14 protein-coding genes, 1 tRNA gene and 1 rRNA gene are annotated in these 21,487 nt (G+C 70.4%); 3 read left to right on the top strand and 13 right to left on the bottom strand.

What is annotated here, in order from left to right:
• Nucleotides 1–13 precede the first annotated feature (13 nt).
• Nucleotides 14–853 (top strand): DNA-formamidopyrimidine glycosylase family protein, encoded by an 840-nt coding sequence (locus AB0C62_RS39575; protein WP_362981799.1) that lies wholly within the window; start codon nt 14–16, stop codon nt 851–853.
• Between the two features lie 32 nt (nt 854–885).
• Nucleotides 886–1,647, top strand: coding sequence for an SDR family NAD(P)-dependent oxidoreductase (locus tag AB0C62_RS39570; RefSeq protein ID WP_362981797.1), 762 nt, complete (start codon nt 886–888; stop codon nt 1,645–1,647).
• 530 nt (nt 1,648–2,177) lie between these two features.
• Here AB0C62_RS39570 and AB0C62_RS39565 read toward each other — a convergent pair.
• The 10 genes from AB0C62_RS39565 to AB0C62_RS39520 all read right to left on the bottom strand — a co-directional run bounded on the left by AB0C62_RS39565 (nt 2,178) and on the right by AB0C62_RS39520 (nt 17,213).
• Nucleotides 2,178–2,453: a hypothetical protein gene (locus AB0C62_RS39565; protein WP_362981795.1), complete on the bottom strand. Its 276-nt coding sequence runs from the start codon at nt 2,451–2,453 to the stop codon at nt 2,178–2,180.
• Nucleotides 2,454–2,588: 135 nt separating this feature from the next.
• Nucleotides 2,589–3,059, bottom strand: a complete 471-nt coding sequence (locus AB0C62_RS39560; protein ID WP_362981793.1) for a DNA starvation/stationary phase protection protein — start codon at nt 3,057–3,059, stop codon at nt 2,589–2,591.
• Between the two features lie 223 nt (nt 3,060–3,282).
• Nucleotides 3,283–3,660: a helix-turn-helix transcriptional regulator gene (locus AB0C62_RS39555; protein WP_037620346.1), complete on the bottom strand. Its 378-nt coding sequence runs from the start codon at nt 3,658–3,660 to the stop codon at nt 3,283–3,285.
• A gap of 109 nt (nt 3,661–3,769) precedes the next feature.
• A complete protein-coding gene (locus AB0C62_RS39550; protein ID WP_362981791.1) occupies nt 3,770–4,315 on the bottom strand; it encodes a CinA family protein in 546 nt (181 codons plus the stop codon).
• Nucleotides 4,312–5,034 (bottom strand): CDP-diacylglycerol--glycerol-3-phosphate 3-phosphatidyltransferase, encoded by a 723-nt coding sequence (gene pgsA / locus AB0C62_RS39545; protein WP_362981789.1) that lies wholly within the window; start codon nt 5,032–5,034, stop codon nt 4,312–4,314. Before pgsA ends, AB0C62_RS39550 begins: the two co-directional genes overlap by 4 nt.
• The gene (gene rimO / locus AB0C62_RS39540; protein WP_362981787.1) at nt 5,031–6,512 is read right to left on the bottom strand and encodes a 30S ribosomal protein S12 methylthiotransferase RimO; all 1,482 of its coding nucleotides are present in this window, start codon (nt 6,510–6,512) and stop codon (nt 5,031–5,033) included. The genes pgsA and rimO overlap by 4 nt, the downstream gene beginning before the upstream one ends.
• Nucleotides 6,513–6,603: 91 nt before the next feature.
• Entirely contained in the window at nt 6,604–7,461 is an 858-nt protein-coding gene (locus AB0C62_RS39535; protein ID WP_362981785.1) for a RodZ domain-containing protein, read from the bottom strand.
• 333 nt (nt 7,462–7,794) lie between these two features.
• Entirely contained in the window at nt 7,795–10,524 is a 2,730-nt protein-coding gene (locus tag AB0C62_RS39530; protein WP_362981783.1) for a DNA translocase FtsK, read from the bottom strand.
• A 155-nt stretch (nt 10,525–10,679) separates the two neighbouring features.
• Nucleotides 10,680–11,363, bottom strand: a complete 684-nt coding sequence (locus AB0C62_RS39525; protein ID WP_355871658.1) for a response regulator — start codon at nt 11,361–11,363, stop codon at nt 10,680–10,682.
• Nucleotides 11,364–11,720: 357 nt separating this feature from the next.
• Complete coding sequence (locus AB0C62_RS39520; protein WP_362981780.1) at nt 11,721–17,213, bottom strand: HAMP domain-containing protein; 5,493 nt, start codon at nt 17,211–17,213, stop codon at nt 11,721–11,723.
• A 408-nt stretch (nt 17,214–17,621) separates the two neighbouring features.
• On the opposite strand from AB0C62_RS39520, the gene AB0C62_RS39515 reads away from it, so the two are divergent.
• Nucleotides 17,622–20,369 carry a SpoIIE family protein phosphatase gene (locus AB0C62_RS39515; protein WP_362981779.1) on the top strand — a complete coding sequence of 916 codons (2,748 nt, stop codon included), beginning with the start codon at nt 17,622–17,624 and terminating at the stop codon, nt 20,367–20,369.
• A gap of 82 nt (nt 20,370–20,451) precedes the next feature.
• Here AB0C62_RS39515 and AB0C62_RS39510 read toward each other — a convergent pair.
• The 3 genes from AB0C62_RS39510 to rrf all read right to left on the bottom strand — a co-directional run.
• Nucleotides 20,452–20,527, bottom strand: a tRNA-Thr gene (locus AB0C62_RS39510).
• 90 nt (nt 20,528–20,617) lie between these two features.
• On the bottom strand, nt 20,618–21,280 hold the full coding sequence (locus AB0C62_RS39505; protein ID WP_362981817.1) for a DegT/DnrJ/EryC1/StrS family aminotransferase: 663 nt from the start codon (nt 21,278–21,280) through the stop codon (nt 20,618–20,620).
• Nucleotides 21,281–21,392: 112 nt separating this feature from the next.
• Nucleotides 21,393–21,487, bottom strand: a 5S ribosomal RNA gene (rrf, locus tag AB0C62_RS39500); the annotation flags it as partial.

The raw sequence follows: 21,487 nt of genomic DNA, 5'->3' as shown, positions 1-21,487 counted from the left end.
CCACCCTGGACCCATGCCCGAAGGAGACACCGTCTGGCAGGCCGCGAGGCGCCTACATGTGGCCCTCGCGGGCAAGGTGCTGACCCGGTCCGACCTACGAGTGCCGCAGTTCGCGACGGCCGACCTCACCGGTCGCACCGTCCTGGACGTCACCCCGCGCGGCAAGCACCTGCTCACCCGGATCGAGGGCGACCTGACCCTGCACTCGCACCTCCGGATGGACGGTTCCTGGAAGGTGTTCGAGCCGGGTCGGCGCTGGAGCGGTGGACCGGCCCACCAGATCCGGGCCATCCTCGGCACGGCCGACCGCACCGCGGTCGGGTACCGCCTCCCGGTCCTGGAACTGCTCCGCAGCACGGACGAGGACCGCGCGGTCGGGCATCTCGGCCCCGACCTCCTGGGCTCGGACTGGGACCCGGACAAGGCCCTGGAGAACCTGTTCCGCGACCCGGACCGCGCCCTCGGCGAAGCCCTCCTCGACCAGCGGAATCTCGCCGGGATCGGCAACGTCTACAAGAGCGAGCTGTGCTTCCTGCTCGGCGTCACCCCCTGGCTCCCCGTCGGCGCCCTGCCCGCGGGTCTGGCCGCCCAACTGCCCGACCTGGCGAAGAAGCTGCTGGAGTTCAACCGCGACCGCCCCTCCCGCATCACCACGGGCCGCAGCGACCAGCACCTGTACGTGTACGGCCGCGCTCCTCGCCCCTGCCTGCGCTGCGGCACACCGGTCCGAATCGCCGACCAGGGCGACGGATCCCGTGAACGCCCCACGTACTGGTGCCCCCGCTGCCAGGCGGGCCCCACGCCACCACCGGGCGGACGCCGAGCCGTGCATCAACCCCGTACGACTAATTGACGGACCGTCAGACACGCTCGTACCGTCGCCTCATGGCCCTCCCCGCGTACGACCTCACCGGACGCACCGCCTTCGTCACCGGCGCGGCGAGCGGCATCGGCCGCGCGTCCGCACTGCTGCTCGCGGAGGCGGGCGCCGGCGTCCACTGCGCGGACCGCGACGCACAGGGCCTGCACGAGACGGCGACCCTGATCAAGGACCAGGGCGGCACGGCCTCCACACACCACATCGACGTCGCCGACCGTGCCCAGGTCCAGCAGGCCGTCGCCTCGTGCGACCGCGTCGACATCATGGCCGCGGTCGCCGGGATCATGCACAGCAGTCCCGTCCTGGAGACCAGGGACGAGGATCTCGACCGGGTGCTGAGCGTCAACTTCAGAGGTGTGCTCCACGCCTGCCAGGAGGCCGCGCACACCATGATCGCGAAGGGCGTCCGGGGCAGCATCGTCACGATGGCGTCGGGCGCGATCGACACCGGCGGTCCTGGTCTGTTCTGCTACAGCGTGTCGAAGGCGGCCGTCGTCCAGCTCACGAAGACGCTCGCCACGGAGGTCGGTCCGCACGGCATCCGCGTCAACGCGGTCGCACCCGGCTGGATCCGCACGCCCATGACCGACCGCCACGGCGAGAAGCAGGCGCACACCGAGGCGTTCATGGCCCGGCTGTCACCGCTGGGCCGCGTCGGAGAGCCCGAGGACATCGCCCACGCCGTGCTGCACCTGGCCTCGGACGCGTCGGGATTCACCACGGGCCAGATCCTCCGCCCCAACGGCGGCGTCGCGATGCCCTGGTAACGCCGCGCCCCGCATCGCCCCCGCGGCCGAACCGCGAGCCCAGCCGCGCCCGTCAAGGGGCGCGGGGAACCGCGCGGCAAGTCACAGCCGCCCACCACCCGGCCGACAACCGCAGGCCCCACCCCCCCCCGGCGCCGAAGTCGCGAGCCCAAGGTCGCCGGTCAAGGGGCGCCGGGAGCGCCGCCACGAGCCACAGCGGCTCGGCACCCGAACGACACCCACGGGCCCCGTCCCCCGGCCGCAAGGCCGCGAGCCCAGAGGCACCCGCGTAGGGGGCGCGAGGAACGGCGCGACAAGCCCCACCCGCCCTGCACACGGACACGGCCAAGCCCCCCCACCCGGTCCCCGCACCAGCACCAGCACCAGCACCAGCACCAGCAAGGACCCGTACCCACGCTCACACGGCCCGCACGCCCACCGACCGACGCCCCACCCACACCGAACGGCGCCGCACACCCCACCGGCCTCACCAAGCCCACACCGTCCAGCCGACTACGCAGCGACGTGGCCCACCTCGGCGGCCCGGTCGGCTAGCCCACGCCGGGAGCCGGCCCGTTCCCTTCACCGCTCCCCCGCCGGCGCCAGACTTCCCGCCAGTACGCCCACCAACGGTCGGAACCCACGGCGCCGGCCGCGCGGGACTTCGGCACACAGTGGACCGGGAGCAGGCTCAGCCCCCACCCGCCCGCCGCGATCGTCCCTTCGAGCACCCCCGCGTCCGGGGCCAGAGCGAGTCGGAGCACGCTGCACCACCACAGCACGCCCAACACCAGAGCGGCCCCCCGGCGCACTATTCGCCCCGCCATGGCGCCCTCCTCCGGCCCGGCACCGGGCCATCGATTCCACACACGCGACACCAGCGACCCACCGGCGGCTGACGGGTGCGGCCTGTGGCGAAGTGGCCAGGCCGCGGTCGGCCCACAGCCGACAGCCGTCAGCCGTCAGCCGTTCTCCGCCTGGAACATCCAGTGGTGCTTCTCCAGGTCGGCCGTGATGCCGATGAAGATGTCCTGGCTCACCGGGTCCGGCTCACCGGTGGCGTCCACGCGTTCCCGCATCCGGGTGATCACCGCGCCGAGCGCGTCGACGAGGGCCGCCACGGCGTCCTCGTCCTTGATCCAGCCGTCGGGGGTCGCGCCGATGCCGCTGCTCGTCGCCACGGTCGCGGCCCGTCCGTCCGGCGGCACGCCCAGCGTCGCGGCCCGCTCGGCGACGGTGTCGGAGTGCAGGCGCGCGGTGTCCACGACCTCGTCGAGCTGAAGGTGGACGGAGCGGAAGCGGGGCCCGACGACGTTCCAGTGCACCTGCTTCGCGACGAGGGAGAGGTCCACCAGGTCGACCAGGGCGCCCTGCAACGCCTCGGCGACGGTCTTCAGGTCCGCGTCGGACAGGGGGCTCTTCACGACGTACATCCAGATCCTCCGATTCACGACGGGTCCGGCGGTCGGCCTCGCCCCGTCCCTCCACCATGAAGGGCGGGCCGGATACCGGCAAATGGACCCATACCGCTCACCACTACCCGCTTCCGAGCAATGCGAAAGCCCCGGCCAGGCCCCTCCAGGTCTCCCTGGAGGACGCCCCGGCCGGGGCTTCCCATGTGTGCGTGCTCAGCTCAGGGACGTGAGTCCGTGAACGTCAGGCGGCGACGACGTCGACCGCCTCGGCAGGCGCCTTGATCGTGACCCGTTCCGGTGGCACACCGGTCACCGATACGGAATTGAGCATCGGGCGACGAACCGGTGCGGGCACCGGTTCGGTGGCCGCAGCCGACTGGGCCAGCTCGGCGAGAGCGAGTTCGTCGCTCACTTCCCGCATGAGCTCGGACATCCGTACGTCCAGCGCGTCGCAGATCGCGGAGAGCAGCTCGGAGGATGCCTCCTTCTGCCCCCGCTCCACCTCGGAGAGATAGCCGAGTGAAACTCGGGCGGACGAGGAGACTTCGCGCAGAGTACGGCCCTGGCGCTGGCGCTGCCGACGCAGCACGTCACCAAGCAGGCGACGGAGCAGAATCATCGGTGGCTCCCTCCTCGGACCGCGTAGCCGCATCCTTCACGCCCCACCGTACCGCCTTGCGCCGCGGCCGTGCGGGGAGCGATGTCGTGTTCACTCAGGGCTGCAAACATCAAAACCCCCCGTTCTGTTCCGTATCCTGTGCCCGCTCATTCCCGGTCTGTTCGCCCGCCAGCTCCTTCAGGAGCAGGGCGAGCACGCTGCGTACACTCTCCATACGGATTTCCGTCCGGCCACCGTTCAACCGCAGTGGCGTCACTTTCCCGCCGCCAGGGTCGGGAAAAGTCGCGCCGGGGGGTCCCGCGACGGCCACGTACACCGTGCCGACCGGCTGGCCGTCCTGGGGATCCGGTCCGGCGACGCCCGTGGTCGCGATCCCCCAGTCCGCGCCGAGCGCCCTGCGCACTCCGGCCGCCATCTGGGCCGCGACCTGCGGATCCACCGCCCCGCGCTGGGCCAGCAGAGTGGCGTCGACGCCCAGCAGCTGGTGCTTGAGCGGGGTGGCGTAGGCGGTCACCGAGCCCCGGAACGCCTTCGAGGCACCCGGCACCGCCGTGAGCTCGGCCGCCACCAGGCCACCGGTGAGCGACTCGGCGACGGCGAGGGTCTCGCCCCTCACCGTGAGTAGTCGCACCACCTCGGTGGCCGCCGACGTCACCGTGCGGTCTCCTCGGCGGCTGCCCGGCGCGCGGCGATTCCCTGTCGGCGCAGCACGATGGCCTGTCTCACATAGTCGAGTCCGGTGACCACGGTCAGGACGACCGCCACGGCCATCACCCAGAACCTCAGGGTGGCCAGCGCCCCCGTCAGCGCCAGGATGTACATCCCGACCGCCGTGCCCTGGGCCAGCGTCTTCAGCTTGCCGCCGCGACTCGCCGGGATGACCCCGTACCGGATCACGACGAAGCGCAGCAGGGTGACGCCCAGCTCCCGGCCGAGGATGACGACGGTCACCCACCAGGGCAGATCGCCGAGGCCCGACAGGCAGATGAGCGCCGCGCCCATGATCGCCTTGTCGGCGATGGGGTCGGCGATCTTCCCGAAGTCGGTGACGAGGTTGTAGGTGCGTGCCAGGTGGCCGTCGAAGATGTCGGTGATCATGGCGACGGCGAACGCCGCCCAGGCCCAGGCGCGCATGGCGGGGTCGTAGCCGCCGTCGGCCAGCATCAGGGCCACGAAGCCGGGCACGAGGACGAGCCGGATCATGGTCAGGATGTTGGCGATGTTCCACAGGCTGGCCTGGTCGACGGCCGCAGCGGTCAGTTTCCCGCCGCGTACCTGCTTGCCGTCGCCCGGAGCACCGGACGCGTCGGGGGCGCTCGTCGCGCCTTTGGCGCTGGGGGAGCCGCCCGCCGCGGATGCCGGGACTCCGGTCATCTGGCCGCCTCCTCAGTCTCCGTACACGCGAGCGCGCCGACCAGCGGCTCGGCCACCAGGTCGACACCTTCCGTACCGACCACCTTGGCCTCGACGATACGGCCGACGGTCAGACCCGCGCCGCTCGTGAACAGCACCTGTCCGTCCGTCTCGGGCGCCTGGTGCGCGGCGCGGCCGTACGCGCCGTCCTCGCCGTCGATCGACTCGACCAGGACCTGGACCGTCTCGCCGACACGCTCCTCGGCGCGCTGGGCGACCAGTTCCTCGGCGAGGCGGGACACGCGCGCGAGGCGCTCGGCGACGACGTCCTCGTCCAGCTTGTTCTCGAAGGTCGCCGCCTCGGTGCCGTCCTCGTCGGAGTAGCCGAAGACACCGATCGCGTCGAGGCGGGCACCCGTGAGGAAACGCTCCAGCTCGGCGAGGTCGGCCTCGCTCTCGCCGGGGAACCCGACGATGAAGTTCGAGCGCACGCCGGCCTGCGGGGCCTTGGCGCGGATGGTGTCGAGCAGCTCCAGGAACCGGTCGGTGTCGCCGAAGCGGCGCATGGAGCGCAGCACGTCGGGCGCGGAGTGCTGGAAGGACAGGTCGAAGTAGGGCGCGACGTTCTCCGTCGAGGTGAGGACGTCGATCAGGCCGGGGCGCATCTCGGCGGGCTGGAGGTAGCTGACCCGCACGCGCTCGATGCCGTCGATCTCGGCCAGCTCGGGCAGCATCGTCTCCAGGAGACGGATGTCACCGAGGTCCTTGCCGTACGAGGTGTTGTTCTCGGAGACCAGCATGACCTCCTTCACGCCCTGCTCGGCGAGCCAGCGGGCCTCGTTCAGGACGTCGCTGGGGCGGCGCGAGATGAACGAGCCGCGGAAGGACGGGATCGCGCAGAAGGTGCAGCGGCGGTCGCAGCCGGAGGCGAGCTTCACCGAGGCGACCGGGGAGCCGCCCAGCCTGCGGCGCAGGGGCGCGCGGGGGCCGGAGACCGGGGCGACGCCCTCGGGCAGGTCGGTGGGGGCACCGTGGCCGGGAAGGGCCACTTCCTCGCCGGCGGCCTGCCGCTCGGCAGGGCTGATCGGCAGCAGCTTGCGGCGGTCGCGCGGGGTGTGGGAGGCGTGGATGCCGCCGTTCAGGATGGTCTGCAGGCGGTCGGAGATGTCGGCGTAGTCGTCGAATCCGAGCACGCCGTCGGCCTCGGGGAGGGCTTCGGCGAGTTCCTTGCCGTACCGCTCGGCCATGCAGCCCACCGCCACGACGGCCTGGGTTCTGCCGTGCCCCTTGAGGTCGTTGGCTTCGAGCAGGGCGTCGACGGAGTCCTTCTTGGCGGCTTCGACGAAGCCGCAGGTGTTGACGACGGCGACGTCCGCTTGCTCGGCGTCCTCCACGAGGTGCCAGCCGTCCGCCTCCAAGCGGCCTGCGAGCTCCTCCGAGTCCACCTCGTTACGGGCGCAGCCAAGGGTGACGAGTGCGACGGTACGGCGTTCAGGCATGGGCTCAAGACTACTTTGTCTCGCCGACACCCCACGTCGACGGGGTTGGCCGATCTTGGCCAACCCCGTGGACTGCCTGTCTCCGCTGACCTCAGCCGACCTGCGGGTCGCCCTTCGTGTAGGTCAGACGCTCGACCGCGCCCGGCCGGAAGTCGTCCTCGATCTTCTTGCCGTTGACGTAGAGCTGGATGACTCCGGCGTCACCGAGGATGAGGTTGATCTTGGAGCTGTCCTGGAAGGTCTTCGACTCGCCCTGGTTCAGCAGACCGTCGAAGAGCATCCGGCCGTTGTGGTCCTTGGCGGAGATCCAGCTGCGTCCGTCCGGGGCGCTGACCCGCACGGTCACCTTGTCCTGCGGGGCGGCCGCGATGGCGCTGTCGGACGGGTCCGGCTTCGGGTCGGCGGGCTTGCTGGCGTCCGCGGTGGGCGAGGCGGCCTTGCTGGCGGTGGGCGTGGAGCCCTCGGCGACCTGGGTCTTCGAGTCGTCGCCGCTGTCGCCCCCCTTGACGACGGTGAAGCCGACGAAGCCGATCACCGCGACGATCGCGGCGACCATGGCGGCCGTCCAGTTCGGTCCGCGACGCTCGGGGCGGATGCGTTCCGCCTCGAAGAGCGGGGCGGCGGGCGTCGGCGCGGGACGTCCGCCGTGCGCGGCGTCGTACTGGGTCAGGAGCGGGGCCGGATCGAGCTGGACGGCGCGAGCCAGCGTCCGGATGTGTCCGCGGGCGTAGACGTCGCCGCCGCACGGGGTGAAGTCGTCCTGTTCGATGGCGTGGATGATCGTGATGCGGACGCGGGTGGCGTTGCTGACGTCGTCGACGGTGAGGCCGGCGTCGATGCGCGCCTGCTGGAGGGCACGGCCGACCGAGACCTGCTCGGCCGCACGGTCGTCTTCGAACGGACGCTCGTCTTCGGGGGTGTTGCCGTCAGGGGAGTTGCCGATGGACACGGGGGCGCCTTTCGAGCGTGTAGCCACCTGTGCTGGAGGTTCAGTCTAGGGGGGGTACGAAAGGGTGGGGCAACCGGGCGGTGGGACTTTGTACGCCATCAGAATGGCCGGTCATCCTGACGCCGGGACAGTTCGCGTCCCTTCGCTCAACTTGACGTGCGACGAAGGGAAACGGTTGCCCGTCGATCCCTTACGGGTGAGTCACGTTCGAATATCAGACTGGGGCTGAACGTGTCGTTCCGCCACCCGCACGGCGAACCGCCCCACCTTCGGGCGTCCCGCCGTGCGTCACCCTGACCCGACCGGCTGTCCCGTCTTCCTCCGCCGAAGTGCCTACGCTTCTGCTTCCCCGCGAATCACGGCCAACACTCCGTCGAGCTCGTCCGCCTTCACGAGCACGTCCCGGGCCTTGGATCCCTCACTCGGCCCGACGATGCCGCGCGACTCCATCAGGTCCATCAGTCGACCCGCCTTGGCGAACCCGACGCGCAGCTTGCGCTGGAGCATCGAGGTGGACCCGAACTGCGAGGTGACGACCAGTTCGGCCGCCGCGCACAGCAGGTCGAGGTCGTCGCCGATGTCCTCGTCGATCTCCTTCTTCTGCTTGGTGCCCACGGTGACGTCTTCCCGGAAGACGGGCGCCATCTGATCCTTGCAGTGCTGCACGACCGCGGCGACCTCGTCCTCCGTGACGAAGGCGCCCTGCATACGCGTGGGCTTGTTGGCGCCCATCGGCAGGAAGAGCCCGTCACCCTTGCCGATCAGCTTCTCGGCGCCGGGCTGGTCGAGGATGACGCGCGAGTCGGCGAGCGAGGACGTGGCGAAGGCGAGCCGGGAGGGCACGTTCGCCTTGATCAGACCCGTGACGACGTCCACCGACGGGCGCTGCGTGGCGAGCACCAGGTGGATGCCGGCCGCGCGCGCGAGCTGCGTGATGCGCACGATCGCGTCCTCGACGTCACGCGGGGCGACCATCATCAGGTCGGCGAGCTCGTCGACGATGACCAGGAGGTACGGGTACGGGGTCAGCTCGCGCTCACTGCCCTCGGGCAGCTTGACCTTGCCGCTGCGGATCGCCGCGTTGAAGTCGTCGATGTGCCGGTACCCGAACGCGGCGAGGTCGTCGTAGCGCAGGTCCATCTCGCGGACGACCCACTGGAGCGCCTCGGCGGCCCTCTTCGGGTTGGTGATGATCGGCGTGATCAGGTGCGGGATGCCCTCGTAGGCGGTCAGCTCGACGCGCTTGGGGTCGACCAGGACCATCCGCACGTCCTCGGGGGTCGCGCGGACCATGACCGAGGTGATCAGGCAGTTGATGCACGAGGACTTGCCGGAGCCGGTGGCGCCTGCGACCAGCACGTGCGGCATCTTCGCGAGGTTGGCCATCACGTAGCCGCCCTCGACGTCCTTGCCGAGCGCGACCAGCATGGGGTGGTCGTCCTCGGCCGCGTCCGCGAGCCGCAGCACGTCGCCGAGGTTGACCATCTCGCGGTCGGTGTTGGGGATCTCGATGCCGACCGCGGACTTGCCGGGGATCGGGCTGATGATCCGCACGTCGGGGCTGGCGACCGCGTACGCGATGTTCTTGGTCAGCGCGGTGATCCGCTCGACCTTCACGGCGGGGCCGAGTTCCACCTCGTAGCGCGTGACCGTCGGTCCGCGCGTGAACCCGGTGACGGCGGCGTCGACCTTGAACTCCCGGAAGACGTTCTGCAGGGAGGCGACCACGGCGTCGTTGGCGGCGCTGCGGGTCTTGCCGGGACCGCCGCGCTCCAGGAGGTCGAGCGAGGGCAGCGAGTAGGTGATGTCCCCGGAGAGCTGGAGCTGCTCCGCGCGCGGAGGCAGCTCGCGGGGCGCGTCGGGCGCGGCCTTGGTGAGGTCGGGAACGACGCCCTCGGAGGGCAGTGCCTCCTGCTTGGGCCGCTTGGCACCCGGCACCGGGCCCTTGGCTCGGGCGGCCGGCACCGGCGTGGTCTCCTCGTAGCCGTCGCGCTCCACGCTGACGCCCTGCGTCAGGTCGGCGACCAGCGGCGAGGGCGGCATCCCGTGCAGCACGGCGCCGTCGAGCGCGGCGGCTGCCGCGGCGGCGACGTCCACGGCGTCCATCGGCCGGTTCATGTCGGGCTGCTGCGCGCCGGGCCGCCGGGGCCGGTTCCGTCGCTTGGTGAGCGCGTCCTGTTCGGCGTTGTCGGGGTCGTACGCGTCGGGGGCCTGCGGGCGTCTGCGGGAACGCGCCGGGGTCGCCTCGCGCCACTGCTCGTCGTAGCGCTCGTCGTCCTCGCCGAACGCGTCCTCGTCGAAGTCGGCCTGGACGATGCCGAGCCTCTGGCCGAGCAGTCGCAGCCGCTGCGGGATCGCGTTGACGGGGGTGGCCGTGACGACCAGCAGCCCGAAGATCGTGAGCAGCACGAGGAGCGGCACGGCGAGGACGTCGCCCATCGTGTACGTCAGCGGGGTGGAGGCACCCCAGCCGATGAGTCCGCCGGCGTCCCTTATCGCCTGCATGCCGTCACTGCGCGCGGGCGACCCGCACGCGATGTGGACCTGCCCGAGCACACCGATCGCGAGGGCGGACAGACCGATGACGATGCGGCCGTTGGCCTCGGGCTGCTCGGGGTGGCGGATGAGCCGGGCCGCGATGACACCGAGGAGTATCGGCACGAGCAGGTCGAGGCGCCCGAAGGCACCGGTGACGAGCATCTCGACGAGGTCGCCGACCGGGCCGCGCAGGTTGGACCAGGTTCCCGCCGCGACGATCAGCGCGATGCCGAGCAGCAGGAGCGCGACACCGTCCTTGCGGTGGGCCGGGTCGAGGCCCTTGGCACCCCGCCCTATGCCACGGAAGGTCGCCCCGACGGCATGGGCGACACCCAGCCACACGGCGCGCACCAGTCGGTACACCCCCGCGGTCGGGCTGGGCGCCGGCGCGGGAGCGGGCCTCCTGGCCGCGGTCCTCCTGGCAGGCGCCTTCTTGGCGGCTGCCTTTTTCGCGGGGGCCTTCTTCGCCGGAGCGACCGCCTTCTTCGCGGGCGGCTTCTTGGCTGCGGACTGACGTGAGGCCATGTGTGTGAGGTTACCGGTGGAGACGACAGGGGACACGTGTGCCCACGGCTTCACCCGTTCGTGTCGCCCTTGCCACGGACCGGAACTGACGCGTCCTCATCCGGTTTCCCGGCCGGCCACGCCGACGTCGACAACGTTTCCGTGCCGACGTCGGTTCAGCTCTGCGACGGCAGCGGGGGCGCGCTCCCGGTGCCCGGCTCCAGGGCGTCCAGCGCTCTGCGCAGTCCGGTCAGCTTGCGTTCGAGGTGCGCCGCGGTCGCCACCGCCGCCGCGTCCGCGGAGTCGTCGTCCAGTTGCTTGGACAGCGCCTCCGCCTGCTCCTCAACGGCCGCGAGCCGCGCGGACAGTTCGGCGAGAAGACCGGCGGGCTCCTTGGCGTCGCCGAGCGTCGCCTTGCCGCCACCGCCCTCCAGCTGGAGCCGCAGCAGCGCCGCCTGCTCCCGGAGTTGGCAGTTCTTCATGTACAGCTCGACGAAGACCGAGACCTTCGCGCGCAGCACCCACGGGTCGAACGGTTTGGAGATGTAGTCCACAGCGCCCGCCGCGTATCCCCGGAAGGTGTGGTGGGGGCCGTGGTTGATGGCGGTGAGGAAGATGATCGGGATGTCCCGGGTCCGCTCCCGCCGCTTGATGTGCGCGGCGGTCTCGAAACCGTCCATGCCCGGCATCTGGACATCCAGCAGAATGACCGCGAAGTCGTCCGTGAGCAGCGCCTTGAGCGCTTCCTCCCCGGACGATGCCCGCACCAGTGTCTGATCGAGCGCGGAGAGGATCGCCTCCAGCGCCAGCAGATTCTCCGGCCGGTCATCGACCAGGAGGATCTTGGCCTTCTGCACCATGGCCCGCCCTCCTCGCCCCGGCATGGGGCCTCCCCTGTCCGCAGGACTTGGGGTACCACCGGGGGCCGCCCCAGAGGACGACTCCCTTACGTCGTCCGTCCTTGTGCCGGTCATGGTAGCCGCACCCCGCCTGTCGCCACACCCTGTCACCGTGATGTCACTGTGCACGTAGCAGAAACGTCGCGGGAGACCAGAACGTTCCCCGCATCCCCTGCTTCTACACGGCTTCGGGCCCAGTCCGTTGTGCGACCTGTCGTACGAGGTCGGGCCGCCACCGCGGCCGTGCCGCACGGTGAACGGGCCGTCGACACCGCGTCACCGGGTGACGGCTCGCGCCACCACCCGGTGTCGCCCATGTCACCCCTCGCGCATCCACTGCTCCATCACGGAGAGCAGGTGATCGGGATCGACCGGCTTGGTCACGTAGTCGGAGGCTCCCGACTCGATCGCCTTCTCCCGGTCGCCCTTCATCGCCTTCGCCGTCAGGGCGATGATCGGCAGCCCCGCGAACTGCGGCATCCTGCGGATCGCCGTGGTGGTCGCGTAACCGTCCATCTCGGGCATCATGATGTCCATCAGAACGACCGTCACATCGTCGTGCTGCTCCAGGACCTCGATGCCCTCACGGCCGTTCTCCGCGTACAGCACCGACAGGCCGTGCTGCTCCAGGACGCTCGTCAGCGCGAACACGTTGCGGATGTCGTCGTCGACGATCAGCACCTTCTCCCCCTCGAAGCGGATGCCCCGACGCGGCTGCGGTCCCGTCTCCGGGGCCGCCCACTGCTCCTGAGAGCCTCCCGCACCGCTCTCCGGCTGTCCGGGGGCGGCGGCGTGCTCCTCGGCCGCAGGAAGCGTCCTGCGGCGCCTCCTGAAGAGCGCGGCGGGTCCGTTCTGGGTCTCCTGGTACGACTTCACCTCGGCCGTCATCTCGACGCCCTGGCCGGCCAGCTCCGCCTCGGAGGCGAGCAGCTCCCCCGCCTCCAGCGCCGGGGCCAGCTGCCCGTAGCCCTGCGGCGGCAGTTCGCTCGGGTGCAGCGGCAGGTACAGCGTGAAGGTGGAGCCGCGTCCCGGCTCGCTCTGCGCGTGGATCTCGCCGCCCAGCAGCCGCGCGATCTCCCGCGAGATGGAGAGCCCGAGACCCGTGCCGCCGTACTTGCGACTCGTCGTGCCGTCCGCCTGCTTGAAGGCCTCGAAGATCACCCGCATCTTGCTCGCGGCGATCCCGATACCGGTGTCGGTCACGGAGAACGCGATCAGGGCGCCGTCCGCGTCCCGCAGCGAGCCCGACTCAAGGAGCTGCTCCCTGATGGCCACCGGCACGTCCGCACCGGCCGGCCGGATCACCAGCTCGACCGCCCCGGAGTCGGTGAACTTCACCGCGTTGGACAGCAGGTTGCGCAGCACCTGGAGCAGCCGCTGTTCGTCCGTGTGCAGCGTGGCGGGCAGTTCCGGCGAGACCCGCACCGAGAAGTCGAGGCCCTTCTCCGCCGTCAGCGGGCGGAAGGTGGCCTCCACGTAGTCGACGAGCTGGACGAGCGCGATACGGGTCGGCGACACGTCCATCTTGCCCGCCTCGACCTTGGACAGATCGAGGATGTCGTTGATCAGCTGGAGCAGGTCCGAACCCGCGCCGTGGATCGTCTCGGCGAACTCGACCTGCTTGGGCGTCAGGTTCGTGTCGGCGTTGTCGGCGAGCAACTTGGCGAGGATCAGAAGCGAGTTGAGCGGCGTCCGCAGCTCGTGCGACATGTTCGCCAGGAACTCGCTCTTGTAGCGCATGGAGACGGCGAGCTGCTCGGCACGCTCCTCCAGTACCTGGCGGGCCTCCTCGATCTCGGTGTTCTTCACCTCGATGTCCCGGTTCTGCTGGGCCAGCAGCTCGGCCTTCTCCTCCAGCTCCATGTTCGAGTCCTGGAGCGCCTTCTGCCGGTTCTCCAACTCCGCGGAACGCTCGCGCAGTTGCTCGGTCAGCTCCTGCGACTGCCGCAGCAGCACCTCGGTCTTGGTGTTCACGGAGATGGTGTTGACGCTCGTCGCGATCATCTCGGCGATCTGGTTCAGGAAGTCCTTCTGGATCTGCGTGAACGGCGTGAACGACGCCAGCTCGATGACACCGAGCACGGTCCCCTCGAACAGCACCGGAAGCACGATGACCTGCGCCGGAGGCGCCTCACCGAGCCCGGAGGAGATCTTCAGGTAGCCGCTCGGCGCGTTCTCCACCAGGATCGTGCGCTTCTCCTGGGCGGCCGTCCCGATGAGCGCCTCGCCGGGCCGGAACGACGTCGGCATGGAGCCCATCGAGTAGCCGTACGACCCGAGCATGCGCAGCTCGTACGCCTCCTCGTCCTCGGCGCCCGCGTCCTTGCCGTCGACCAGCGGCATGGAGAGGAAGAACGCGCCGTGCTGGGCCGAGACGACCGGCGTCAGCTCGCTCATGATCAGGGAGGCCACGTCGTCGAGGTCACGGCGGCCCTGCATCAGGGCGGAGATGCGGGCGAGGTTGCCCTTCAGCCAGTCCTGCTCCTTGTTCGCGATCGTGGTGTCGCGCAGGTTGGCGATCATCTTGTTGATGTAGTCCTGGAGTTCCTGGATCTCTCCGGACGCGTCCACGTCGATCTTCAGGTTCAGGTCACCACGGGTCACCGCGGTCGCCACGCGCGCGATGGCCCGCACCTGCCGGGTCAGGTTCCCGGCCATCTCGTTCACCGACTCGGTGAGGTCGCGCCAGGTGCCGTCGACGTCACGCACGCGTGCCTGGCCGCCCAACTGCCCCTCGGTGCCCACCTCGCGGGCCACCCGGGTGACCTCCTCGGCGAAGGACGACAGCTGGTCGACCATCGTGTTGATGGTGGTCTTCAGCTCCAGGATCTCGCCGCGCGCGTCGATGTCGATCTTCTTGGTCAGGTCGCCCTTCGCGATGGCCGTCGTGACCATCGCGATGTTGCGCACCTGGCCGGTCAGATTGGACGCCATCCCGTTCACCGACTCGGTGAGGTCCTTCCACGTTCCCGACACGCCCGGTACGCGCGCCTGGCCGCCGAGGATGCCGTCCGTGCCCACCTCGCGGGCCACCCGCGTCACCTGGTCAGCGAACGAACTCAGCGTCTTCACCATGGTGTTGACGGTGTCGGCGAGCTGAGCGACCTCACCGCTCGCCTCGACCGTGACCTTCTTGGTGAGGTCGCCGTTGGCCACCGCCGTCGCGACCTGCGAGATGTTCCGCACCTGGTTGGTCAGGTTGTTGGCCATCACGTTGACGTTGTCGCTCAGGTCCTTCCAGATGCCGGTGACACCCGGCACCCGCGCCTGACCGCCCAGGTTGCCGTCCGTGCCCACCTCGCGGGCCACCCGGGTCACCTGCTCGGCGAAGTTCGACAGCTGGTCGACCATCGTGTTGACGGTCGTGACCAGTTCGAGGATCTCGCCCTTGGCGTCGACGGTGATCTTCTTCGACAGGTCGCCCTTCGCGACCGCGGTCGTGACCTCGGCGATGTTGCGCACCTGGATGGTCAGGTTGTTGGCCATGAAGTTCACGGACTGCGTGAGGTCCTTCCAGGTGCCGGAGACACCCTGCACCTCGGCCTGCCCGCCCAGCATGCCCTCCGTGCCCACCTCGCGGGCCACCCGCGTCACCTGCTCGGCGAAGTTCGAGAGCTGGTCGACCATCGTGTTGAGGGTGTTCTTCAGCTCCAGGATCTCGCCGCGCGCGTCCACGTCGATCTTCTGCGACAGGTCACCCCGGGCCACCGCCGTCGCCACCTGCGCGATGTTGCGCACCTGGGCGGTGAGGTTGCCGGCCATGCCGTTCACGGAGTCGGTCAGGTCGCGCCAGACACCGGCGACGCCGGGCACCTGCGCCTGACCGCCGAGCCGGCCCTCCGTACCCACCTCGCGGGCCACCCGCGTCACCTGGTCGGCGAACGCGGAGAGCTGGTCGACCATCGTGTTGATGGTGTTCTTCAGCTCCAGGATCTCGCCGCGCGCGTCCACGTCGATCTTCTGCGACAGGTCACCCCGGGCCACCGCGGTGGTCACCTGCGCGATCTGCCGCACCTGCGAGGTCAGGTTCCCCGCCATGAAGTTGACGGAGTCGGTGAGTTCCTTCCACGTACCGGACACACCGTCCACCCGGGCCTGCCCGCCGAGCCTGCCCTCGGTGCCCACGTCCCGGGCCATCCGCGTCACCTGGTCGGCGAAGCTCGACAGCTGGTCCACCATCGTGTTCACGGTGTTCTTCAGCTGGAGCATCTCGCCGGACACGTCCACGGTGACCTTCTGCGACAGGTCGCCGTTCGCGACCGCCGTGGTCACCTGCGCGATGTTGCGCACCTGACCCGTCAGGTTCTGGAACGCCGTGTTGACGGAGTCCGTGAGGTCCTTCCACGTACCGGCCACACCCGGCACCTGCGCCTGGCCGCCCAGCTCACCCTCGACACCGACCTCGCGCGCCACCCGCGTGACCTCGACACCGAACGACGACAGCTGGTCGACCATCGTGTTGACGGTGTTCTTCAGCTCCAGCATCTCGCCGGCCACGTCCACGGTGACCTTCTGCGACAGGTCGCCGTTGGCCACCGCCGTGGTCACCGCGGCGATGTCGCGCACCTGCGTCGTCAGGTTCCGGAAGACCGTGTTGACCGAGTCGGTCAGGTCCTTCCACGTGCCCGCCGCGCCCGGCACGTTCGCCTGACCGCCGAGCTGGCCCCCGGCGCCCACCTCGTTGGCCACGCGCGTGACCTCGTCGGCGAACGTCCGCAGCGTCTCGGTCATCTGGTTGATCGTCTCGGCGAGCTGCGCGACCTCGCCCCGCGCGGAGACGGTCACCTTCTGCGACAGGTCACCGCTCGCGACCGCCGTCGTCACCTGCGCGATGCCGCGCACCTGGGCCGTCAGGTTGCCGGCCATCAGGTTCACCGAGTCGGTGAGGTCCTTCCAGACACCGGCCACCCCGGGCACCTGCGCCTGGCCGCCCAGCTCGCCCTCGGTGCCCACCTCACGCGCGACCCGCGTCACCTCGGAGGAGAACGACGACAGCTGGTCCACCATCGTGTTGACGGTGTTCTTCAGCTCCAGCATCTCGCCGGCCACGTGCACCGTGACCTTCCGCGACAGGTCACCCTTGGCGACCGCCGTGGTCACCAGCGCGATGTCCCGCACCTGGGCCGTCAGCCGGTACGCCATCGTGTTGACCGAGTCCGTGAGGTCCTTCCACGAACCCGACATCCCGCGCACCCGGGCCTGTCCGCCCAGCTTGCCCTCGGTACCCACCTCGCTGGCCACCCGCGTGACCTCGTCGGTGAACGTCGACAACTGGTCGACCAGGTTGTTGACCGTCCGCCCGACCTTCAGGAACTCCCCGCGCAGCGGATGCCCGTTCCCGTCCGCCGCCTGCGCGCGCAGATCCATCCGCGGCGACAGATCGCCCTCCGCGACCGCGGACAGCACCCGGCCGACCTCGGAGACGGGTCGTACGAGATCGTCGACCAGCGCGTTCGACGCGTCGATCGCGGCCGCCCAGGAGCCCTCGCAGACCCCCGTCTCCAGCCGCTCCGTGAGCTTTCCCTCACGGCCCACCACCCGCCGCACCCGCGACAGCTCGCCGGTCAGGTGCAGATTGCGGTCGGCGACCTCGTTGAACACCGCCGCGATCTCGGACATCACCCCGTCGCCGGAGACCGTGAGCCGCTTGCGGAAGTTCCCGTCCCGCATCGACACCAGGGCGGCCAGCATGCGGTTCAGGGCCGCCGTGTCCACCTCGGTCGTGCCTCCCCGCGATGCGCGCCCGCTGTTCAGGGACTGTCCGCCTTTCGCGCGCGTCCTACTGCCCCGCGTCGCTGCGCCAGACTCCACTGTGTCCCTCCCGCAAGGGTCGACCATTACTGCTCGGCGTACTCGGGTACTGCTGCTCGGCGTGCAGAGGAGGCACTCGGCGTGCCCGGACCTTCTCCATGGAGCCTGCCCAGTGTTTCACCCCGGCCGAACCAGGCCATAACAGTTCGGCAGCTTCGCACATCGTCCGCACACCATCGGGCCTCGTCCGCACACCCGCGGAACCCGATCCGGTCCGGTCGCGGACGACCACACGCACACCGCGGAACGCAAACTCCCGGCCCTTCCGGACGGAAACACTGGTGACCGGCATCCGCATGGACGGCGAAGGTAAGTAACCTGGCATGCGGCTGTCCAGCCGTGCCGGACCTGTCCGGCCTGGGCGGTGGCACGAGCACGAGCGGGCAGGCATCGGAGGGGCACCGCACCATGACCACCGGACTGCATCCTGGGGAAGCGCCTCAGGATCCCCGGCCGACGGGGAACCACGCTCTTCCCACGCAGGAGCGGGGCGGCCCCGCAGCCGTGCACGCCGACAACCGGACGAGGAGTTCTGTGATCACCGCGCGCGCGGCCGCCAGTTTCGAGCCGGTGGGACGCTCCGTCGCGACCGCCCGCTCCTTCGTCCGCGACACCCTCCAGGGCTGGGGCTTCGCCGACATCGTGGACGACGCCGTCGTCCTGACCAGCGAACTGGTCACCAACGCCGTCGTGCACGCGGGCACCTCCGCCGACGTTCTGTGTCTGCGCAGCGACGACGGCGTGCGCATCGAGGTGGCCGATCACTACCCCGAACGCGAGATCCCACTCCAGGGAGCCGCCATCAACATGGGCAGCCCCGACCGCGAGGGCGGACGCGGGCTCCAGCTGTGCGCGGCCCTCGCCGGCCGCTGGGGCGTCGAGTACACGCCCACCCACAAGCAGGTCTGGTTCCAGCTCGAACTCCCCGAGCGCGCGGTCGGCACCCGGGCCGCCGGCCCCTCCCTCCCCGCGCACCTCCTCCCCCTCGCCGACGGCCGCGTCCGCGTCGCGGTCGTCCAGATCGACCGCACCGGCGCCATCAACGCCTGGAACGAGGACGCCGAGGAGCTCTTCGGGTACGCCGCCGAGCAGGTCACCGGCAAACCGCTCACCGACTTCGCGGCCTGGCCGCACACACCCGGCACCAGCACGGGCATCGTCGAGGCCCTCCAACTCTCCCGCTGGGAAGGCAGTTACGGCGTCCGCTGCGCCGACGGCCGGGTCACCCCCGTGTACGCCTCGCACCTGCGGGTCCGCGACACCAGCGGCGAACCGTCCACGGTCTGCCTCCTCGTCCGCGACCACGAACGCGCCGTCCTGCAGACCCCGTTGCGCCTCGCCGCGGCGGACTCGGGTACGACCGCCGAGGGCCAGACCACCGACCCGTTCGAGATCTTCATCGGCTCACCCGCCCCCGACGACCTCGACGGCCTGCTCCAGCGCACGGTGGAGCGCGCCCGCGACATGCTCGACGCCGACTCCGCGTTCCTGCTCCTCGCGACCGACGACGAGACGGAGTTGGAGGTACGCGCCTCGACGGGCCTGCCCTCCGCCCGCCAGCGCTTCGCCCGCGTCCCCGTCGAAGCGGGCCCCGGACGCTACGGCTCGGCCCGCATGCCCGCAGTCCACGAGGACCTGACGGTCGTCCCCGGCGCCGTCCCGCTCCTCGGCGGCACCGGCATGCGCTCGGTCGTCACGGTCCCGCTGAAGGTCGAGGGCCGCCTCACCGGCTCCCTCGGCGTCGCCGCCGAAGCCCCGGGCCGCTACTCGAACGAGGAGGCGCTGCGCCTCCAGTTCGCCGCCGACCGCATCGCCCTCGCCGTGGAGTCCGCCCGGCTCGGCGAACTGGAACGCCTGCGCCGTGGCTCCCTGTCGTTCCTCGTCGAGGCCTCCGACCTCCTCGCCGGCACCCTGGACCGCGACCAGACCCTGGCCCTCATGGCCCAGATGACCGTCCCCACCCTCGCCACCTGGTGCGCGGTCTACACGATCGCCGACCAGGCCTCCGAGCCGTACCTCTCGTACGTGCTGCACGAGGACGAGGAACGCATCGACGGCCTCAAGGCGCTGCTGTCGAAGATCGCCCCGCCCGACCCGGTGCCCACCCCGGGCGCCCGCGTCTGGTCGGCACCCGCCGCCGCGGCCCACGAGGCCGCCCTGCGCACCTCCATGCGCAGCCTGGGCCTCGGCGAGACCGCCTCGGCGAACACCGGCATCGGCACGACCCTCGCCACCGCCTCCGCGGTCGGCGGCGAGACCGTCGTCCTCCCCCTGGTGGCCCGCAACCGCGTCATCGGCATGCTGACCCTCGGCAAGCCGTCGGACGAGCACTTCCGCCAGGAGATCCTGGAACTGGCCGAGGACCTCTCCCGCCGGGCCGCCCTCGCCCTGGACAACGCCCGCCTGTACTCGGAGCGCACGGCCATCAGCCAGTCCCTCCAGCGCAGCCTCCTGCCCCCGGAGCTCCCCCACATCGAGAACGTCGAGGTCGAGGTCATCTACCGAGCGGCCGGCGAGGGCAACGAAGTCGGCGGCGACTTCTACGACCTCTTCCCCATCCGTGACGGCGCGTACGGCTTCGCCATCGGCGACGTCTGCGGTACGGGCCCGGAGGCGGCGGCGGTCACCGGCCTCGCCCGGCACGCGCTGCGCCTGCTGGCCCGCGAGGGCTACGGCGGCCCGGCGGTCCTGGAGCGCCTGAACTCCGCGATCCTCGACGAGGGCGCCCGCAGCCGCTTCCTGACCCTCCTGTACGGCGAGCTGTGGCCCCAGGAGGACGGCAGCGCCGTCCTGAAGGTGGTCTGCGCAGGACACCCGCTCCCGCTGCGTCTGCGCCAGGACGGCACGGTCGAACCGGCGGCCGAACCCCAGCCGCTCCTCGGTGTGATGGAGGACCTGGAGCTCTACGAGCAGACGGTCACCCTCGATCCGGGCGATGTCCTGCTCTGCGTCACGGACGGCGTCACCGAGCGCCGCGAGGGCACCCGCATGCTCGGCGACGACGGCCTCGCGGACGTCCTCACCACCTGCACGGGCCTGACGGCGGGTGCCGTCGCGGCACGCATCATGCGGGCGGTGGAACGCTTCGCGTCTGACGCTCCCTCGGACGACATGGCGATTCTCGCGATGCGTGTCCCGGGCCTGCAGAACGACTAGTGACGGTCGGGGCCGGCCGGAACACCGGTCGGCCCCGGACATGCGAAAGGCCCCCGCCCACAAGGGCGGAGGCCTTTTCTGCTGGAGCCCCCCAACGGAATCGAACCGTTGACCTTCTCCTTACCATGGAGACGCTCTACCGACTGAGCTAGGGGGGCCGGCTGCCTTTGCGAAGTTTCCCTCACGTCGTGGCAACGAAATAGATCATACCCTGAACACAACGGTGTTCCCAACCACCGGTGCGGAGATCAGAAAGCGGGCTGGAGAAGCCCGCCGAGCGCGTTGCACGCGGAGACGATCCGCTGCATCTCCCGCTTGGCCAACGCCCCCTCCACCGGCAGCGAAAGGGTCTCGTCGGCGGCCCGCTCGGTCTCGGGAAGGTGCACGTCCCGACGGAACCCGGGCATGCGGTGAACCGGCGTCTTGACCGGCACCCGGCACTCAACTCCCCTGGCCCGCACCGCTCGTGCGAAGGCGTCCCGGTCCGGCCGCCCGTTGCCGGGCACCCGCACCACGTACTGCTGGTAGGTGTGTCCGTCTCCGCCGTCCGGCGTCCGCACCCCGCTGAGCCGGCCGTCCAGGTAGGCGGCCCGTTCCCGGCGTTGCGCGATCTCGTCGTACGGCGCCGCGGACTCTCCCTGCTCCAGCACCAACAGCCCGTGGCGTCGGCCGAGTTCGTGCAGCTGCGGCAGGTCGGCGGTCCGGCCGAAGCGGTGAACGACGACGACCGCCGCGGACCGGGCCGTTATGACGGCGTCGACGGCGAGGGGGTCGAGGCAGTAGGTCGCCGGGTCTATGTCGGCGAAGACGACGGTGGCGCCGGCCTGGTTCACGGCCTCGGCGACCTCCACGTTCCCGAAGGCCGGGACGATGACCTCGTCACCGGCTCCGACGCCCGCGGCCCTGAGCATTGCAGCAGTACCCATGCCTGCATCGTGGTCGCGCAACGTGAACTGCAAGTGACGCAAAACAAAAAAGAGCTGGTCCCCGAACCGAAGTTCGGGGACCAGCTCTCTAATATTAGTTCGGCGGCGTCCTACTCTCCCACAGGGTCCCCCCTGCAGTACCATCGGCGCTGTGAGGCTTAGCTTCCGGGTTCGGAATGTAACCGGGCGTTT

The organism is Streptomyces sp. NPDC048643, assembly GCF_040650615.1.
Taxonomy (GTDB): Bacteria; Actinomycetota; Actinomycetes; order Streptomycetales; family Streptomycetaceae; genus Streptomyces.
Note: the sequence above shows the minus strand (reverse complement) of the source record. Positions and strands in the feature narration are given on the sequence as shown.

What these genes read in the sequence shown, in the direction of transcription:
- AB0C62_RS39555 (WP_037620346.1), bottom strand. Translation starts at nt 3,660, where the DNA reads ATGATTCTGCTCCGTCGCCTGCTTGGTGACGTGCTGCGTCGGCAGCGC.
- AB0C62_RS39505 (WP_362981817.1), bottom strand. Translation starts at nt 21,280, where the DNA reads ATGCTCAGGGCCGCGGGCGTCGGAGCCGGTGACGAGGTCATCGTCCCG.
- AB0C62_RS39565 (WP_362981795.1), bottom strand. Translation starts at nt 2,453, where the DNA reads ATGGCGGGGCGAATAGTGCGCCGGGGGGCCGCTCTGGTGTTGGGCGTG.
- AB0C62_RS39515 (WP_362981779.1), top strand. Translation starts at nt 17,622, where the DNA reads ATGACCACCGGACTGCATCCTGGGGAAGCGCCTCAGGATCCCCGGCCG.
- AB0C62_RS39560 (WP_362981793.1), bottom strand. Translation starts at nt 3,059, where the DNA reads ATGTACGTCGTGAAGAGCCCCCTGTCCGACGCGGACCTGAAGACCGTC.
- rimO (WP_362981787.1), bottom strand. Translation starts at nt 6,512, where the DNA reads ATGCCTGAACGCCGTACCGTCGCACTCGTCACCCTTGGCTGCGCCCGT.
- AB0C62_RS39575 (WP_362981799.1), top strand. Translation starts at nt 14, where the DNA reads ATGCCCGAAGGAGACACCGTCTGGCAGGCCGCGAGGCGCCTACATGTG.
- pgsA (WP_362981789.1), bottom strand. Translation starts at nt 5,034, where the DNA reads ATGACCGGAGTCCCGGCATCCGCGGCGGGCGGCTCCCCCAGCGCCAAA.
- AB0C62_RS39570 (WP_362981797.1), top strand. Translation starts at nt 886, where the DNA reads ATGGCCCTCCCCGCGTACGACCTCACCGGACGCACCGCCTTCGTCACC.
- AB0C62_RS39525 (WP_355871658.1), bottom strand. Translation starts at nt 11,363, where the DNA reads ATGGTGCAGAAGGCCAAGATCCTCCTGGTCGATGACCGGCCGGAGAAT.
- AB0C62_RS39530 (WP_362981783.1), bottom strand. Translation starts at nt 10,524, where the DNA reads ATGGCCTCACGTCAGTCCGCAGCCAAGAAGCCGCCCGCGAAGAAGGCG.